Raw genomic sequence first — 17422 nt, forward strand, 5'->3', positions numbered from 1 at the left:
ACCACGGGCGGCCATAAGCCGCCCATGCACGGACGCGCTCGCGGAGAGGTCTTGTTGGAGAGCGGACGGCGCTTCGGCGCGCGTCCCGGCCTGCTGTCGCGCCTGTTTGCCCCGGCGCTGGACCGGCTGCTGGCACGCATGGATGCAGGGCTGGCCAAGGGTCGGCTGGACGCGACACTGCCCGATGGATCACGCCGGGTGCTGGGCGACCGCGCCCCCGGCTTCGAGGCGGAGATCGACCTGAAAGACTGGCGCGGCCTGCTGCGCGTGGCCACCGGCGGCTCGATCGGCCTCTACGAGGGCTGGGCGGCGGGCGAGTGGAGCAGTCCCGACCCGGTCGCGATGATGGCGCTGTATGTCGCCAACGCCCGCGAACTGGGCGACGTGGCGCGCGCCAAGGGGCCGCAGCGCTGGGCCGCCCGCCTGATGCACTGGCTGAAGCGCAACACCAAGGCGCAGGCCGAGAAGAACATCCACGCGCACTACGACCTCGGCAACGATTTCTACGCCGCCTGGCTGGACCCGACGATGACCTATTCCAGCGGCTATCGCTGGGACGCGGAGGGGCTGGAAGCCGCGCAGCACCACAAGTGGGAAAGGCTGGCGGAGCGGCTCGGCCAGCCGGGGACATTGCTGGAAATCGGCTGCGGCTGGGGCGCGCTCTCGGCGCATTTTGCATCGCAGGGCACCCGCGCCACCGCCATCAGCCTGTCGGACCAGCAGCTGGCCTGGGCGCGCGAACGCTATGCCGGCGTCGAATTCCTCAAGTGCGATTATCGCGACATGGACGGGCGCTTCGATGCCATCGTCAGTGTCGAGATGGTGGAGGCGCTGGGCCGCGAGTACTGGCCCACCTTCATGGATTGCGTCGCCCGCAACCTGAAGCCGGGCGGCCGCGCGGCGATCCAGTTCATCGCCATGGATGACGACCTGTTCGATGCCTATGCTGCCAGCGCGGATTTCATCCAGGCCTATGTCTTCCCCGGCGGCATGCTGATCCGCACCAGCGAATTCCGCCGCCTCGCCGAAGAACGCGGCCTCGCCTGGACCGACCAGGAAGACTTCGGCCTCGACTATGCCGAAACGCTGAAAAGCTGGCGCGAGCGGTTCGACGCCGCCGTGGCGGAGGATCGCCTGCCCGCCGGTTTCGACCAGCGTTTCATCGATCTCTGGCGCTTCTACCTGATGTATTGCGAAGGCGGTTTCCGCGGCGGCAGCATCACGGTGAGCCAGGTAACCCTGATCAAGGAAAACCCATGAAGAAATGGCTAGTCGGCGCGGTCGCCGTGCTCGCAGTCGCCGGCGGCGGATACTGGCTGTCGCTCAGCGAGGACCAGCGCGATGCCATCGCCAATGCTCCCACCAGCCGCGACGTGCTGTTCTGGGAGGAAGACACCCGCACGGCCTTTTTCCGCGTCCTCGACGGCTTTCCCGCGCTCGCCAATGCGCGGGTGATCGAGGCGGGCGAGGCGACCTACCCGCTGCCCGATGGCGAGCCGCTGGACCTCGGCGATTTCGATCTCGACGCCTTCATGGCATCGCAGAACGCCGCCGCCGTGGTGGTGGTGCACGATGGCGAGGTGGTGCTGGAGCGTTACGGCCTCGATTTCAGCGCCGAGGGCAAGTGGACCAGCTTCTCCGTCGCCAAGAGCTACACCTCGACGCTGGTCGGCGCGGCCTTGCTGGACGGCTATATCGACAGCCTCGACGACCCGGTCAGCAAGTACCTGCCCGACATGCGCGGTTCGGCTTACGACGATGTCACCATCCGCCAGCTGATGACCATGAGCAGCGGCGTGCGCTGGAGCGAGGACTACTCCGACCCGCAGTCCGACGTGGCGCTGTTCAACGAACACGTCTCCGAGGAGGAGGGCGTGGATTCGCTGGTCGACTACATGCGCAAGCTGCCGCGCGAGGCGGAGCCCGGCACGCGGTGGCAATACAACACCGGCGAGACCAACCTGATCGGCGTGCTGGTGCGCGAGGCCACGGGCAAGAACCTGGCGGATTACCTGTCCGAGAAGGTCTGGGCACCCTTCGGCATGGAACAGGACGCCACCTGGCTGCTCTCCAACACCGACAGCGAGATTTCCGGTTGCTGCATCCAGGCCAGCACCCGCGATTCCGCGCGCTTCGGCCTGTTCGCCATGGGCGGCGGCATTGCCGGCGGCGAGCGCGTGGTACCCGAAGGCTGGTTCGAGGAAGCCACCACGCCGGCCTTCGAGACCGGACGCTTCGATCGCGGCTATGCCTACCAGTGGTGGACCTATCCGGGCGGTGCCTATGCCGCCAGCGGGCTGTTCGGGCAGGGCATCTTCATCGACCCGGAACGCAACCTGGTGATTGCCACCAATTCCAACTGGCGCGTCTCCACCGGCAATGACGGGGCGGGGGAGGAGCGCAACCGCTTCTACGCCGCCGTGCAGGCCGCCGTGGACGAGCGTCGCGGCGTCGAAGGGGTGCGTGTGGGTGGTCCGGCAGAGCCGATGGTGCGGTGACGGTTTCCTGAACCTCCAGGCCGCGCGAAGGTCAGTCGTCGCGCTGCCCAAGGCAAAAGGAAAAGGGTGCCGAAGCACCCTTTTCCTTGCGACCCTGGCCTGGAATCAGCCCCGGAATGTCCCGTCGCCGCGATAGCGGGCGAGGATGTTGTCGTGCACGATCGGTGAAAGCAGGTTGGTGAAGGCGCAGCCGGCCATGCCGTTTTCCCACCAGACAACCTCCGCCTGGAGCGATTCCAGGCCCGGCAGCGTCAGCCAGCACACCGAGCCCGGGTGCATGCGATTGACGGCGGTGGCGGAAAAGCCGCTCAGCGACAGGTCGTTCACGACCGTCTGGAAGGCGCGCATGCCCGAGCCGCGAAGCTGGGCAGGGATCATGATCTTGGTACGCGGTGCGCTGCGATCTTCCTGCGCGGCGATATCGTAGCGTCCCAGCGTATTCTGCATCGTCATGGCGGCAAATCCCGTTGAAATGTGTCTGACCGGACAAGGCCCTACGCGCCTTGCTTTGCGCAGTCTGTCCGAGCAGCCTTAAACGGGATTAAAGGGGCGTGGTTAACGCGGTGTTTCCACTCGTTCGCGGTGCAAATTGGGGAAGTCCGCCACCAGCATGTCCGCGATCCGGTCGCCAACCACCTCTGGCGGCTTCACCGAATCGGGGTCTTCGCCCGGATAGGCGCGGGCGCGCATCGCCGTGCGAGTCGCGCCCGGATCGACGATGGCCACGCGGGTTTCGGAAATTCGCTCGATTTCCTTGCCGTGCGATTCCAGCAGGTTGTCGAAGGCGGCCTTGGTGGCGCCATAGGCGCCCCAGAAAGCGCGCGGTTCGGCGCCGACCGAGCTGGTGAGGCCGATGATGCGGCCGGCCTCGGCCCGCTTCAGCAGCGGATCGAAAGCGGCCAGCAGCGCCTGCGTGGCGAGCACGTTCAGCGTCAGCGCCTGGTTGAACTGCTTGCCTTCGATCTGCGTGACCGGGGTGAGGGTGGGCAGCTGGGCCGCACAGATCACGAGGATGTCGAGCTTGTCCCAGCGCTCGGCAATGGCCTGCGCCAGGCGGCCGATGCTCTCGCCGTCGGTCAGGTCGAGCGGGGCGATGGTGGAAGTGCCACCGGCATCGTGGATGTCATCCTCGACCGCTTCGAGGTCTTTCACCTTGCGCGCTGTGAGTACTACATGCGCCCCCTTGGCAGCCAGCGCCTTGGCCGTCGCGGCACCGATGCCGCGGCTGGCGCCGGTGACGAGCGCGATCTTGCCCGCAAGGGGCTTTTCGTTCGTATTTTCAGTCATTCAGGCGACCTTGTTCACCGGGAATGTAAGCTGTGCTTCGTCCTCTTTCTTCTTGGTGAGGTCCGTCAGCGGCGTGGGATATTCGCCGGTGAAGCACGCATCGCAATATTGCGGGCAGGAATTGTCGCGACCGTCCAGTCCGACGGCGCGATAGAGGCCGTCGATGCTGACGAAGGCGAGGCTGTCCGCCTGGATGAATTCGCACATGGCGGCCAGGTCCATCCGGCCGGCCAGCAGCTTCGAGCGTTCGGGCGTGTCGACGCCGTAGTAGCAGCCGTGGCCGGTCGGCGGGCTGGCGACGCGGAAGTGCACTTCGGCAGCGCCGGCATCGCGCATGATCTGCACGATCTTCATCGAGGTGGTGCCGCGCACGATGGAATCGTCGATCAGGACGATGCGCTTGCCTTCCACGATCTTGCGGTTGGCATTGTGCTTGCGCTTCACGCCGGCGTGACGGCTGGCGTCCGACGGCTGGATGAAGGTGCGCCCGACATAGTGCGAGCGGATGATGCCCAGTTCGAACGGGATGCCGCTTTCCTGCGCATAGCCGATGGCGGCGGGCACGCCGCTGTCGGGCACGGGGACGACCAAGTCAGCCTCGCACGGGGCCTCGCGCGCCAGTTCGGCGCCGATGTTCTTGCGGCTCTCGTAGACCGAGCGCTTGTTGAAGATCGAATCTGGGCGGCTGAAATAGACGTGCTCGAAGATGCACGGGCGCGCCTTGACCTCGCCGAAGGGGCGGTGGCTGCGCACGGTGCCGTCGAAATCGACCTCGATGAATTCGCCGGGTTCGACCTGGCGGGTGAATTCCGCGCCCACCACGTCCAGCGCCACGGTCTCGCTGGCGAAGACGGTGGCATCGCCCAGCTTGCCCATCACCAGCGGGCGGATGCCCATCGGATCGCGGCAGGCGGCCATGCCGCGCGGGGTCATCACGATCAGCGCATAGGCGCCTTCGACCAGCCGCAGCGCGTCCACCAGCTTGTCCAGCATGGTGGGATAGCGGCTGGTGGCGACGAGATGGATGATCACCTCGGTATCGCTGGTCGACTGGAAGATGGCGCCCTTCTGCACCAGTTCCTGCCGCAGCTTCATGGCGTTGGAGATGTTGCCGTTGTGCGCCACGGCGAAACCGCCGCTGGCCAGGTCGGCATAGAGCGGCTGCACGTTGCGCAGGCCCGATCCGCCGGTGGTCGAATAGCGCACGTGTCCCGCCGCCATGTGGCCGGGCAGTTCGGCAATCGATTCGCCGGTGGAGAAGTTCTCCGCCACGTGGCCGAGCGCGCGACGGGTGAAGAATTCGCTGCCGTCGAAGCTGGTGATGCCGACGGCTTCCTGGCCACGGTGCTGCAGGGCATGCAAGCCGAGCGCGGTCGCGGCAGCGGCATCGTCGGCAGTGCCGATAATGCCGAACACGCCGCACTCTTCGTGCAGCTTGTCACCGTCCGCGTCGAAGAAGGGATGGGTGAAGTTCATCGATTTCCGTGGCTGTGATTGGCGCACCGCCCCAATGGCGATGTTACGGCTGGATTACAAGGGGCGCAGTCGGGAAACCCACGACCGGTCCCGGTGTTGGTCAGATTAATGCAGCGGCGCAACGCCTGACTACAAGCAAAAGCCCCCCGGCCACGAGGGCCGGAGGGCTTCGTGTGCCAGGCGTCAGGCGCCCGGCCGGCGCGCAGCGGAACGCGCCGTTCCCGCTGTTCAGAAACGGAAGGCGACCCCGGCGCTCAGCACCCAGGGATCGAGCTTGTGCTCGGTCTGGATCACTTCCACGCCATTGGCGTACCAGGTTGCCGTGGTGTCGACGAAATAGCGCTTGGCATCGAGCGACACGGCGGCGCTGTCGCTGACCGGAATGTCGACACCGGCCTGCAGCACGAACCCGAATTCGTCGCTCAGGCTGAAATCGTCCGCGCCCAGGGCAACGGCGGTCGCACCCGGTTCGTCGTCGAGCCACATGAAGTAGGTGACGCCAGCGCCGAGGTAGGGACGCACCGAGCCGGTGGCGATGTGATACTTGGCGGTGAAGGTGGCGGGCAGCAGCAGCCCGTCGGCCACCAGTTCGGTGCCGGCGGCACCGGCCACGCCGTCGACGTCATGCTCGGTCACGCAGCAGATCGTCTCGATCGAGAATTCGGGGCTGAAGAAATATTCAATGGCCAGCGTCGGCACGAAGCTGTCGGAGGCTTCGGTCTGCGTGCCGGCGGGCAGGTTCACGAGGTCGAGGTTGACCTGCTCGATCTCGCCGTCAGGCAGCACGGCGGTGCCGAGCAGCTTGACCTGGATATCGCCCGCTTCCTGTGCAGCCGCCGGGTTGGCGGCCAGCGTGATTGCGGCGGCCAGTGCGGCTCCACCCAGTTTGGCGATCATCGCGGTCTTCATCACTCACTTCTCCATTCATGCCGTGGCGGCCACCCAACGCGGCCAGGGGATCACGGGCTTGGGAGGGCAAGTGCGCGTTTCTCCACGCCTTCGCTTTGATCCAGCGCAAGGTTTGGAAGAATATTTCTCCGCGCTTTCACGATATTTTGATTGCGATCAAAGATGCCAAGGTGGATCATGCCTACGAGGGCTGGGCATTCAGCGGAGTGGAATCATGGAAAATGTGCTGGCGCGCACTGGCGTCTGGTTTGCGATTCTGTTCCTCGCGATCGCGGCGATCGCAGGGGCGCAGGACTGGGCGTTCTCCGCCCATATGACGATCGTGGCGCTTGCCGCGTTCATCGGGCTTATCGTTACCGTCTGGCGGACCGAGGTGGACGCGGTCACCAAGGCGGTGCTGCGAACCCCGGTGGACGAGTCCCGTTATGACGACGACACGGTGCGCTGGGGCGTCATCGCCACGGTGTTCTGGGGCATGGCGGGTTTCCTGGCCGGGCTGTTCATCGCCTTGCAGCTGGTCTGGCCCGAACTCAACTTCGAGCCTTATCTCAACTTCGGCCGCGTTCGCCCGCTGCACACCAGCGCGGTGATCTTCGCCTTTGGCGGCAACGCGCTGATCGCCAGCAGCTTCTACGTCGTGCAGCGCACCTGCCGCGCGCGGCTCGCCTTTCCCGGCCTCGCCCGCTTCGTGTTCTGGGGCTACCAGCTGTTCATCGTGCTGGCCGCGACCGGCTACCTGTTCGGCGTCTCGCAGGGCAAGGAATATGCCGAGCCGGAATGGTACGTCGACTGGTGGTTGACCATCGTCTGGGTCGCCTACCTCGTCGTCTTCGTCGGCACGATCCTGAAGCGCAAGGAGCCGCATATCTATGTGGCCAACTGGTTCTACCTCGCCTTCATCCTGACCGTGGCGATGCTGCACGTGGTCAACAACCTCGACATTCCCGTCAACCTGCTCGGCTCGCGCAGCTATCCGGTGTTCGGCGGCGTGCAGGGCGCGCTGGTGCAGTGGTGGTACGGCCACAACGCGGTGGGCTTCTTCCTCACCGCCGGCTTCCTCGCCATGATGTACTACTTCGTGCCCAAGCAGGCAGAGCGGCCGGTCTATTCCTACCGCCTGTCGATCATCCACTTCTGGTCGCTGATCTTCCTCTACATCTGGGCCGGTCCGCACCACCTGCACTACACCGCGCTGCCCGACTGGGCTCAGACGCTGGGCATGGTGTTCTCGGTGATGCTGTGGATGCCCAGCTGGGGCGGCATGATCAACGGCCTGATGACGCTGAACGGCGCCTGGGACAAGATCCGCACTGACCCGATCATCCGCATGATGGTGATGGCGCTGGCCTTCTACGGCATGAGCACCTTCGAAGGCCCGATGCTGTCGATCAAGGCGGTGAACAGCCTGTCGCACTACACCGACTGGACCATCGGCCACGTCCACTCCGGCGCGCTCGGCTGGAACGGCATGATTACCTTCTCGGTTATCTACTTCCTGGTGCCGCGGCTGTGGGGTCGTGAACGGCTCTACAGCCTGCGGATGGTCAACTGGCACTTCTGGCTCGCGACCGTGGGTATCGTGTTCTACGCCGCCTCCATGTGGGTTGCCGGTGTGACCCAGGGCCTGATGTGGCGTGAATACGGCCTCGACGGCTACCTCGTCTGGTCCTTCGTCGACACCGTGGCCGCACTCCACCCGATGTACGCGCTGCGTGCGCTGGGCGGACTGCTCTACCTCGCCGGTGCCGCGCTGCTGGTCTGGAACGTCTGGATGACGATTGCCGGCAAGCTGCGCGAGGAAGCGCCGATGACCGAAACCCCATACGACGCCGAAGCTGACCGTCCGGTCACGGCCGTTCCCGCCGAGTAAGGAAGCGAGACAATGACCGACCCTGTCGTCGAAGAAACCGTGAAGGGCCACGCAAGGCTCGAACGCAATGTCACCCTGCTTGGCGCGGCCGCGCTCGTCACCGTCGCCATCGGCGGCATCGTGGAGATCGCCCCGCTGTTCTGGATCGACAACACCATCGAGGAAGTGGAGGGCATGCGCCCCTACACTCCGCTGGAACAGGCCGGACGCGACATCTACGTGCGTGAGGGGTGCTACACCTGTCACAGCCAGATGATCCGCCCGTTCCGGGACGAGGTGGAACGCTACGGCCACTACTCGCTGGCGGCCGAGTCCATGTACGACCACCCGTTCCAGTGGGGCTCCAAGCGCACCGGGCCGGACCTGGCGCGCGTCGGCGGCCGTTACTCGGACGAATGGCACGTGCAGCACCTGGTCGATCCGCAAAGCGTGGTGCCGCAGTCGATCATGCCGCAGTACGGCTTCCTGGCCGAGAACACGCTGCGGGTCAGCGATCCGGCGGCCATGCTGGAAGCGCTGCAGATCGTCGGCGTCCGCTACACCGAAGAGGACATCGCCAATGCCGAGGCCGACCTGATCGCGCAGGCGGACCCGGACGTGCCGGCAGGCGACCTGGTGGAGCGCTATCCCGGCGCGCAGGTGCGCGATTTCGACGGCGATCCTTCGCGGGTGACCGAGATGGACGCCCTCGTCGCCTACCTGCAGATGCTCGGCACGCTGGTCGATGTCGACAGCGCCGCCGCGCAGGAAGTGCTGGCATCGGAGAGAGGCCGATGACCGATCATTCGACCTACGAATTCCTGCGCCAGTTGGCCGACAGCTGGGGACTTCTGGCGATGGTCCTGCTGTGGCTCGGTTTCGCGCTGTGGGCCTTCCGCCCCAGCGCGCGCTCTCACCACGAAGACGCCGCCAACATGATCTTCAAGGACGAAAACGATGGGTAACAAGCGCGTCGACGAACCTACCGGCACCGAATTTGTCGGCCACGAATGGGACGGCATCGAGGAGCTGAACACGCCGCTGCCGCGCTGGTGGCTGTGGACCTTCTACGCCACCTGCGTCTGGGCGCTGGTCTATGTCATCCTCTATCCGGCCTGGCCGCTGATCGAGAAGGGCACCGAGGGCGTGCTCGGCTGGTCGAGCCGCGGCGAACTGGCCGAGGAACTGGCCGCTGCCGACATGGCGCGCGCATCGTTCCGCGAACAGCTGGTGGCAACGCCGCTGGAACGCCTGCAGGGAGACGATCCGCTGTTGCAGCAGGCCGTCGCCGGTGGCCGCGCCGCCTTCCAGATCCATTGCACGCAGTGCCACGGTGCCGGTGCGGCGGGCAGCCAGGAGCTGGGCTATCCCAACCTCAACGATGACGACTGGCTGTGGGGCGGCGATATCCGGGCTATCGAATATACGCTGGTCCACGGTATTCGCCAGGACGGCGATCCGGAGACCCGCACCAGCCAGATGCCCGCCTATGAGGGTGCCTTCGACCGGGCGCAGCTGGATGCGCTGGTGGACCACGTGCAGTCGCTCAGCGGCCTCGCCGAACCGAACGCCGTCGGAGCAGAACTTTACGCGAGCAACTGCGCGCTGTGCCATGGCGCGGCGGGCGAGGGGGATCGCCAATTCGGCGCGCCGCGCCTGAACGACGCCATCTGGCTGCGCGGGGGCGACCGCCAGGCCATCGCCGCGCAGATCCTCAACCCGCGCATGGGCATGATGCCCAAGTGGGAAGGACGCCTGGACGAGGCCACGATCAAGATGCTGGCAGCCTATGTCCATTCGCTGGGGGGCGGGGAAGACTTCGTGGAGGTCGCCGCAGACCCGGCGGTAGAGGTCGATGAACAGCCCTGAGCCGAAACTGCACAAGAGCCTGCTGGGCACCTACCAGGAGCGCGCCAAGGTCCATCCCAAGCGGATCGACGGGTTCTATCGCCGGTTCAAGTGGCTGGTCATGCTGGTCACCCTGGCGATCTACTACGGCACGCCGTGGATCCGCTGGGACCGTGGGCCCTACGCACCTGACCAGGCGGTGCTGGTCGACCTGGCCAACCGCCGGTTCTACATGTTCGGCATCGAGATCTGGCCGCACGAATTCTATTTCGTCGCCGGCTTGCTCATCATGGCGGGCATCGGGCTGTTCCTCGTCACCAGCGTGGTGGGCCGCGCCTGGTGCGGCTACGCCTGCCCGCAGACGGTGTGGACCGACCTGTTCCAGCACGTCGACCGCTTCGTGGACGGAGACCGCAACAAGCGCATGAAGCTGGACGCGGCGCCGTGGACGGCGTCGAAGGTTGCCCGGCGGCTGTTCAAGTGGACGATCTACCTGGTCATCGCCTTCTGGACCGGCGGCGCGTGGATCATGTATTTCGCCGACGCGCCCACGCTGGTGCGCGAGTTCTGGAGCCTTGAAGCTCCCTTCGTCGCCTATGCCACAGTCGGCATCCTGACGGCCACCACCTTCATCTTCGGCGGTTTCATGCGCGAGCAGGTGTGCATCTACATGTGCCCCTGGCCGCGCATCCAGACCGCCATGATGGACGAGAAATCGCTGCTGGTGACCTACAAGGACTGGCGCGGCGAACCGCGTGGCAGCGTGAAGAAGGCGGAAAAGCACCCCGGCGAGTTCGGCGACTGCATCGACTGCAACCAGTGTGTCGCCGTCTGTCCCACCGGCTGGGACATCCGCAAGGGGCCGGACATTTCCTGCATCACCTGCGCGCTGTGCATCGATGCCTGCGACCGGGTGATGGACGAGGTCGGCCGGCCGCGCGGGCTGATCGACTATGTCACCCTGCAGGACGCCGAGGACGAGGCCGCCGGCCAACCGCCGCGCCCCACCTGGAAGAAGCTGCTGCGCCCGCGCGCCATCCTGTATTTCTGTGTGTGGAGCGGCATCGGCCTTGGCCTGCTGTTCGCGCTGGGCGTGCGCAACCACGTCGATATCGTGGCCGAGGCCGACCGCAATCCGCCCTACATGCTGATGAGCGACGGCAGCGTCCGCAACAACTTCACCGTGAAGATCCGCAACATGGAAAGCCGCCCGCGCACCATGCGCATTTCGCTCGAAGGGCTGGAATATGCTACCATGTGGACACAGGCGATGAACAATGAATCGGCTGCCCGCACCATCGATGTCGAGGTGCCGGCGGATGCCACGCAGACCGTCCGCCTCTACGTCCGCGCCGTGCAAGGCACCGGGGCGCAGGACTTTAGCTTTGGCGTGGTTTCGCTCGACGAACAGGCGGAAAGCGATGCGGTGCAAGTCCGCTTCGTGACGCCGGGAGACAACTGATGGCACGCAAATTCACCGGCTGGCACATGACCGCGATCCTCGTCGCCTTCTTCGGCACGGTGGCGGCGGTCAACTTCTCCATGGCCCGCTATGCCACCGGCACCTTCGGCGGCGTGGTGGTGGAGAACAGCTACGTTGCCAGCCAGGAATTCAACACCTGGCTGGAGCAGGCCGAGGCCAGCAAGGCGCTGGGCTGGAACGTCGTCACTGCACGGCGCGACGATGGCCGCCTGCTGCTGTCGGTCAGCGATGCGCCGCAGGGCCTGCGCGCCAGTGCCACGGCGCGTCACCCGCTGGGCCGCCAGCCTGACCAGTCGCTTGCATTCAGCGCCATCGGGGAGGGGCAGTACCTGTCAGACCAGCCCTTGCCCGATGGTCGCTGGACCGTACGCCTACAGCTGGAGAGCGGCGCCGACACCTGGCGTGACGAGGTCCACCTGCAATGAACGCGCCGCTTGTCAGCCCTGCGCTCCAGAGCAGCACACTGGCTGTTCCGGGGATGCACTGCGCTGGCTGCATGAGCAAGATCGAGCGCGGGCTGAGCGCCTTGCCCGGCGTGGCGGATGCACGGGTGAACCTGTCTTCGCGCATGGTCACGGTCAGCCACGACGCCACGCTTGACGATCGCGGCCTGGTGGCTGCGCTGGCGGACCTCGGTTACGAGGCACAGCCGCGCCGCAGTCCCAGTGCCAAGGCGCCCAGCGCGGTAAGGCCGCTGCTGGCGCCGCTCGCCGTCGCGGCATTCGCGGCGATGAACGTCATGCTGCTGTCGGTCAGCGTCTGGTCCGGCGCGGAAGGCTCCACGCGCGAGCTGTTCCACTGGATCACCGCGCTGATCGCGCTGCCCGCCATCGGCTTTGCTGGACGTCCGTTCTTCAAGTCGGCATGGGCCGCGGTAAAGAAGGGCACCACCAACATGGATGTGCCGATCTCGCTGGGCGTGATCATCGCCAGCGGGCTGAGCCTTTACGAAGTGATCGTCGGCGGCGAGCACGCCTGGTTCGACGGGGCGCTCATGCTGCTGGCCTTCCTGCTGGCGGGCCGCGTGCTCGACGCGATGATGCGCGACCGCGCGCGCAGCGGGGTGGAGGCGCTGGTAAGCCAGGCCGCGCAAGGTGCGCAGGTGATCGGCGCGGACGGCTCCACCAGCTTCGTCGAATCCGAGGACCTGCGCCCGGGCATGGTGATGCGCGTTGCCGCCGGCGAACGGCTGGCCGCCGACGGCGAGATCGTCTCGGGCCACAGCCGCTTCGACCAGTCGCTGCTGACGGGCGAAAGCGCGCCGGTGCCGCTGGCGACCGGCGACGCGGCGCTGGCGGGCACGCTCAACCTCTCCGCGCCGGTGGACATCCGCGTCAGCCACGCGGGACGCGACACGACGCTGGCCGAAATCGCGCGGCTGATGGAGGCGAGCACCCAGAATCGCAGCCGCTATGTCCGCATCGCCGATCGCGCCGCGCGGCTCTATGCGCCTGCCGTGCACTCGCTGGCAGCGCTGACCGTGGTCGGCTGGCTGATCGCGGGTGCGACGCTTTACGAAGCGCTGGTGATCGGCGTCGCCGTGCTGATCATCACCTGCCCCTGCGCACTGGGCCTTGCCGTGCCGGTGGCGCAGGTCGTCGCCAGCGGGGCGCTGATGCGCGCCGGGATCATGGTGAAGGACGGCTCCGCGCTGGAACGCATGGCCAGCATCGACCGCGCCTTGCTCGACAAGACCGGTACGCTGACGCTGGGCCGTCCGCAGCCGGAGGCCGAGGTAATTGCCGAGCTTTCCGACGATGAGGCCGCCGTGGCGCTGGCACTCGCCTCGCACAGTCGGCACCCGCTCTCGCGCTCCATGGCCAAGGCGCTGGCCGACTATCGTCCCGCTCCGCTGACGGACGTGAGCGAACGGCCGGGCGAGGGCGTGTTCGCGACCTGGCACGGCCATCCGGTAGCGCTGCGCCGCCCCGATGGCAGCGGGCAGACCGCCGTGCTGCTGGAAGTCGGCGAGCTTGAGCCGCGCGTCATTCCCTTCAGCGACGAACTGCGGCCCGATACGCAGGAAGCGCTGGCCCTGCTGCAAAAGGCAGACGTCAATTGCTCGATCCTCTCTGGCGACCGGGAATCCGCAGTCGAGCGGGTCGCCTCGGAAACCGGGATCGAGGGCAGGGCGGCTGCGACTCCCGCCGACAAGCAGGCGCTGGTGAGCGAGCTGCGCGAGGCCGGGCACCAGGTGCTGATGGTGGGCGATGGCCTGAACGACGGACCGGCACTGGCCGCCGCCAATGCCTCGATGGCGCCGGGTTCTGCCAGCGATGTCGGCCTGCAGGCATCGGACATGGTCTTCGTGCAGGACTCGCTGATGGCGGTGCCGCGCGCGGTAATCGCCTCGCGCCGCACGATGCGGGTGGTGAAGCAGAACTTCACCCTGGCCATCGTCTACAACATCTTCGCCGTGCCGCTGGCGATTGCCGGCATGGTGACCCCGCTGATCGCCGCCATCGCCATGTCGGGCAGTTCGCTGGTGGTGGTCGCCAATTCGCTGCGCCTGGCGAGGGCCGCGAAATGAACCTTGTCCTGTTCCTGCTGCCGATTGCGCTGTTCCTTGGCCTGCTGGGCCTTGCCGCGTTCTTCTGGGCCCTGCGCAATGGCCAGTTCGACGATCCCGACGGCGCCGCCGCGCGCATCCTGATCGACGACGAGGAACTCGAGGACGAAGACAAGTGACCGGCTTCGCATCCATGCTCGGCTTCCTCGCGCTGGTGCCGGCCATGTCCGGCCCGCTTGGCGTGGCCGAAGCTCCCGCCGGGGAGGCGACCTACACCGCCAGCCTGTGCAATGGCGGCTCCCTCGTGATCGCGCTGGGAGGCGATCGTGCGCCGGCCCCCGCTACCCTGCCCTGCTGCGCCAAGGGCTGCCCTTCGCGCGACCGGCGCAAGCGGATTGATCCAGAACAATGAAATCGCGCGCGGCCAGTGGGAAGCAAGCTGGCATGTGGACCTACTATCCGGAACTGCTGGCGCGTCCCGTGCCCCGCTACACGAGCTTCCCGACGGCTGCCGAGTTCGGCACCGACGTGGGCGAGGCGGACCTGCTGCATGCTCTCGAGGATGCAACCGGCCACGTGTCGCTCTACGTCCACATCCCCTTCTGCGAGAAGATCTGCTGGTATTGCGGCTGCAACACCGCCGCGGCCAATCGCGCGTCGCGACTGGCCAGCTACATGGATGCGCTGCACAGCGAAATCGCGCTGATGGCGGAACGCCTGCCGAGAAGTGCGAAGGTGCGGCGCATTGCCTTCGGCGGGGGCAGTCCGAATGCGATCACGCCGGACCAGTTCCTGCGCCTGTTCGATGACCTGGCCGCGCGCTTCCCGCTGGAAGAGCCGGTCGTATCGATCGAGCTGGACCCGCGTAGCCTGACGGCCGAATGGACGAACGTGCTGGCGAATATCGGCGCCAGCCACGCCAGCATGGGTGTGCAGACCTTTGCCCCGAAGCTGCAGGCCGCCATCGGGCGCGTCCAGCCGACCGAGATGATTGAGCGCGGGGTGGACATCCTGCGCAAGGGCGGCGTCACTTCGCTCAATTTCGACCTGATGTACGGCCTGCCCGGACAGGACCAGGACGACGTCAGCCGCTCGCTGGACCTGGCGGCGCAGTTCGGTGCCGACCGCATCGCTCTGTTCGGTTATGCCCATGTGCCGCACATGATCGCGCGCCAGCGCCGCATCGACGACAGCGCGCTGCCGGGTGCGGAGGAACGCTTCGCCATGGCCTGGCTGGGCTACCAGCAGTTGCAGGGCGAAGGCTATGTGCCCGTGGGCTTCGATCACTTTGCCTTGCCTGGCGATCCGCTGGCACAGGCTGCCGAGGCCGGCACGCTGCGGCGCAATTTTCAGGGCTTTACCGAGGATACCGCGCCCGTGCTGCTGGGGCTGGGGGCGTCGGCCATCAGCGGTTTTCCCGGCCTGCTGGCGCAGAACGACAAGAATTCGGGCCGCTATCGCATGCTGCTTTCTCAAGGGCACCTGCCGGTGGCGCTTGGTCGTCGCCGCACGGCCGAGGACCAGCGGCGCGGCAAGGTGGTCGAGCAATTGCTGTGCAACCGCCGCACGCGCATCGACGCGGCCCTGATGATGGAAGCGCAGGCGCGCCTGTCCCCCTACATCGAGCGCGGCCTGTGCGAGATTTCGGGCGGCATCCTCACCATCAGTGATGCGGCACTTCCCTATGCCCGCAGCATCGCCGCTGCCTTCGATCCCTATCGCCCGGATTCGCCGCGCATCTTCAGTTCGGCCATCTGAGCGGCCAACCCCACAATCGGACAAAAAGAAGGGCCCGCGCTTGGCGGGCCCAGGTGCTCGGCAGGGGTTGCCGTATGGTCAGGCGCTTACCTTCGCCTTATTCTCAAGCAGGACCGTCGCCGCCGCGGTATTCGAGATCGGGACGTGATAATTGCTTGCCAGTTCCGTGATGGAACCGCGCAAGGCACCGCGCGCGGCGATCCAGTTGAGAATTTCTACGCCCTGGCTGCCTGCCAGCTCGACGATGTCGAGCGAGCTGTGCTGCAACAGGGCCTCCGGGTCGGGGCCCAGGTTGCGCAGGCAGAAGCGATCGTAATCGACGTTGATGTGGCCGGCGCGGCCGCCTTCCAGTTGGTGCGACAGGCCGCCGGTGCCCATCACCACGATCTTCTCGTCGCCGCTCCAGCTTTCCAGCGCACGGCCGACGGCCTTGCCCAGTTCGAAGCAGCGGCGCGGGCTGGGCAGCGGGTGCTGCACCGTGTTGATGGCGATCGGGACCAGCTTCACCGGGAATTCCTCGGCTCCGGGCCAGGACAATTCGAACGGCACGGCGACCGCGTGGTCGACTGTCATGGCCTGGCAGGTCACGGGGTCGAAGTCGCTGCCGACAACCTCTTCGATGATGTGCCAGGACAGCTCGGGATGACCGGGGTAGGGACGGGCGAAGGCGATGCCCCAGCCTTCGTCCTCGTGCTTGTATGCCGGCGCCGCGCCGATGGCGAAGGTCGGCATCTTGTCGAGGAAGAAGTTCAGTCCGTGGTCGTTGTAGAACACCACCGCGACGTCAGGCTGCTCGCGGCGCAGGAATTGGTGCACCGGGTCGTACCCGTCGAAGAACGGCTTCCAGTAGGGATCGTCCTGCAGGCCCTTGGCGATGGCGTTGCCGATGGCCGGGACGTGGCTGGTGAAGAGGCCGCCGATGACATTGCTCATTGCACCTGCTCCCGCTGGGCGACGTAGCGCTCGGTGGTCGCGTGGCTCATCAGGCCGGCCTTGAACTCCTCCAGCTCCATGCCCGTCTGCAGCGCGCCCAGGTCCTGCACGTTGAGGCCCAGGATGCCCGCCAGCTTGGCGAGGTAGTAGACGTTGCCGCCGGCCGCGAGCATCGCGTTGACGTCGCGGTTGCGCACCGCATCGCGCTGCGGCGGGGTGAGATTGAAGCGATCCATGTAGGCCTCTTCGTCCTCGACGAATTTCTGGCGGTTGGCTTCGCTGTTGAAGGAATAGCACATGGCGTTGAGCGCATAGCCCGCGCGCGCGGCATCGCCGTCGAACACCGGCGTTCCGGGGATTACGCGGCGCTCGGCGCCATGCGTCTGCGATAAGGTCTGCGACATGCAGCGTCTCCCAAGTTTCGGGAAACGCTACCCCCTGCCGCAGGGGCTGTCTTTGCGATGAATCAATCGGGCATTTGCCCGCGTTCGGGGCGTCAGTCCTCGATATTCATCCGGTGGCGCGACAGTTCGCCGGTCACTTCCGAACCGCCGCCGCGGGTGACGGCAGGGCGTGCGGGTGCGGGCGGGGGCGGCGGAGCCGGAGCAGCATCCTCTTCGGCAAACCAGTCCCACATGCTTCCCTCGTCGTCCGCTACCTCGGGGGCTTCGGTCGGTTCGGGCGTCGGGCGGACGTTGGCGGCCAGCACCACGGAATCCTCGTCGGCCTGGGCCAGCTGGGTGCCATCGTCGGCCACGGCCGCGCCGTCACCGTTGGTGAAGTTGTCAAGCGGTCCGCCTTCCTCGGCGACGGCAGTCACCAGGAACACGACGGCCAGTGCCAGTGTGAGGGCCAATCCCTTGTTCATTGCG

19 protein-coding genes are annotated in these 17422 nt (G+C 66.4%); 12 read left to right on the forward strand and 7 right to left on the reverse strand.

The genetic code is table 11. The features are described from left to right. The first annotated feature begins 24 nt into the window (after positions 1 to 24). Together OZN62_RS00915 and OZN62_RS00920 are read left to right on the forward strand one after the other, a co-directional pair. Entirely contained in the window at positions 25 to 1260 is a 1236-nt protein-coding gene (locus OZN62_RS00915; protein ID WP_269100771.1) for an SAM-dependent methyltransferase, read from the forward strand. Beyond that, on the forward strand, positions 1257 to 2498 hold the full coding sequence (locus tag OZN62_RS00920; protein ID WP_269100772.1) for a serine hydrolase domain-containing protein: 1242 nt from the start codon (positions 1257 to 1259) through the stop codon (positions 2496 to 2498). Before OZN62_RS00915 ends, OZN62_RS00920 begins: the two co-directional genes overlap by 4 nt. 105 nt (positions 2499 to 2603) lie before the next feature. On the opposite strand, the gene OZN62_RS00925 is transcribed toward OZN62_RS00920, so the two are convergent. From OZN62_RS00925 to OZN62_RS00940, 4 genes are all read right to left on the reverse strand, one after another. Then, a complete protein-coding gene (locus OZN62_RS00925) occupies positions 2604 to 2951 on the reverse strand; it encodes a PilZ domain-containing protein (RefSeq protein ID WP_269100773.1) in 348 nt (115 codons plus the stop codon). 102 nt (positions 2952 to 3053) lie between these two features. Further along, entirely contained in the window at positions 3054 to 3785 is a 732-nt protein-coding gene (locus OZN62_RS00930; protein WP_269100774.1) for an SDR family NAD(P)-dependent oxidoreductase, read from the reverse strand. Then, complete coding sequence (gene purF / locus OZN62_RS00935) at positions 3786 to 5261, reverse strand: amidophosphoribosyltransferase (RefSeq protein ID WP_269100775.1); 1476 nt, start codon at positions 5259 to 5261, stop codon at positions 3786 to 3788. A gap of 228 nt (positions 5262 to 5489) precedes the next feature. Continuing rightward, entirely contained in the window at positions 5490 to 6170 is a 681-nt protein-coding gene (locus OZN62_RS00940) for an OmpW/AlkL family protein (protein ID WP_269102196.1), read from the reverse strand. A gap of 214 nt (positions 6171 to 6384) precedes the next feature. On the opposite strand from OZN62_RS00940, the gene ccoN reads away from it, so the two are divergent. Genes ccoN through hemN form a run of 10 tightly spaced genes read left to right on the forward strand, consistent with a single transcriptional unit; the run spans position 6385 to position 15617 of the window. Continuing rightward, positions 6385 to 8040 carry a cytochrome-c oxidase, cbb3-type subunit I gene (ccoN, locus tag OZN62_RS00945; protein WP_269100776.1) on the forward strand — a complete coding sequence of 552 codons (1656 nt, stop codon included), beginning with the start codon at positions 6385 to 6387 and terminating at the stop codon, positions 8038 to 8040. A gap of 12 nt (positions 8041 to 8052) precedes the next feature. Beyond that, positions 8053 to 8817: a cytochrome-c oxidase, cbb3-type subunit II gene (ccoO, locus tag OZN62_RS00950; protein WP_269100777.1), complete on the forward strand. Its 765-nt coding sequence runs from the start codon at positions 8053 to 8055 to the stop codon at positions 8815 to 8817. Further along, entirely contained in the window at positions 8814 to 8984 is a 171-nt protein-coding gene (locus OZN62_RS00955) for a cbb3-type cytochrome c oxidase subunit 3 (protein WP_269100778.1), read from the forward strand. The genes ccoO and OZN62_RS00955 overlap by 4 nt, the downstream gene beginning before the upstream one ends. Continuing rightward, complete coding sequence (gene ccoP, locus OZN62_RS00960) at positions 8977 to 9888, forward strand: cytochrome-c oxidase, cbb3-type subunit III (RefSeq protein WP_269100779.1); 912 nt, start codon at positions 8977 to 8979, stop codon at positions 9886 to 9888. Before OZN62_RS00955 ends, ccoP begins: the two co-directional genes overlap by 8 nt. Next, positions 9875 to 11329 (forward strand): cytochrome c oxidase accessory protein CcoG, encoded by a 1455-nt coding sequence (gene ccoG, locus OZN62_RS00965; protein WP_269100780.1) that lies wholly within the window; start codon positions 9875 to 9877, stop codon positions 11327 to 11329. The genes ccoP and ccoG overlap by 14 nt, the downstream gene beginning before the upstream one ends. After that, positions 11329 to 11775 carry a FixH family protein gene (locus tag OZN62_RS00970; protein ID WP_269100781.1) on the forward strand — a complete coding sequence of 149 codons (447 nt, stop codon included), beginning with the start codon at positions 11329 to 11331 and terminating at the stop codon, positions 11773 to 11775. The genes ccoG and OZN62_RS00970 overlap by 1 nt, the downstream gene beginning before the upstream one ends. Next, positions 11772 to 13880 (forward strand): heavy metal translocating P-type ATPase, encoded by a 2109-nt coding sequence (locus tag OZN62_RS00975; protein WP_269100782.1) that lies wholly within the window; start codon positions 11772 to 11774, stop codon positions 13878 to 13880. The genes OZN62_RS00970 and OZN62_RS00975 overlap by 4 nt, the downstream gene beginning before the upstream one ends. After that, positions 13877 to 14038, forward strand: coding sequence for a cbb3-type cytochrome oxidase assembly protein CcoS (ccoS, locus tag OZN62_RS00980; protein WP_269100783.1), 162 nt, complete (start codon positions 13877 to 13879; stop codon positions 14036 to 14038). Before OZN62_RS00975 ends, ccoS begins: the two co-directional genes overlap by 4 nt. After that, positions 14035 to 14271 (forward strand): hypothetical protein, encoded by a 237-nt coding sequence (locus tag OZN62_RS00985; RefSeq protein WP_269100784.1) that lies wholly within the window; start codon positions 14035 to 14037, stop codon positions 14269 to 14271. The genes ccoS and OZN62_RS00985 overlap by 4 nt, the downstream gene beginning before the upstream one ends. 32 nt (positions 14272 to 14303) lie before the next feature. Then, positions 14304 to 15617 (forward strand): oxygen-independent coproporphyrinogen III oxidase, encoded by a 1314-nt coding sequence (gene hemN, locus OZN62_RS00990; protein ID WP_269100785.1) that lies wholly within the window; start codon positions 14304 to 14306, stop codon positions 15615 to 15617. Positions 15618 to 15695: 78 nt separating this feature from the next. Here the strand turns inward: hemN and OZN62_RS00995 are convergent, their stop codons facing one another. The 3 genes from OZN62_RS00995 to OZN62_RS01005 all read right to left on the reverse strand — a co-directional run bounded on the left by OZN62_RS00995 (position 15696) and on the right by OZN62_RS01005 (position 17418). Next, entirely contained in the window at positions 15696 to 16550 is an 855-nt protein-coding gene (locus OZN62_RS00995) for a class III extradiol dioxygenase family protein (RefSeq protein WP_269100787.1), read from the reverse strand. After that, positions 16547 to 16954 (reverse strand): protocatechuate 4,5-dioxygenase subunit alpha, encoded by a 408-nt coding sequence (locus tag OZN62_RS01000; protein ID WP_269100788.1) that lies wholly within the window; start codon positions 16952 to 16954, stop codon positions 16547 to 16549. The genes OZN62_RS00995 and OZN62_RS01000 overlap by 4 nt, the downstream gene beginning before the upstream one ends. Before the next feature lie 92 nt (positions 16955 to 17046). After that, a complete protein-coding gene (locus OZN62_RS01005; protein WP_269100789.1) occupies positions 17047 to 17418 on the reverse strand; it encodes a hypothetical protein in 372 nt (123 codons plus the stop codon). Between the last annotated feature and the right edge of the window lie 4 nt (positions 17419 to 17422).

It is taken from the genome of Aurantiacibacter sp. MUD11, from assembly GCF_026967575.1.
In the GTDB taxonomy this organism is placed as follows: domain Bacteria; phylum Pseudomonadota; class Alphaproteobacteria; order Sphingomonadales; family Sphingomonadaceae; genus Alteraurantiacibacter.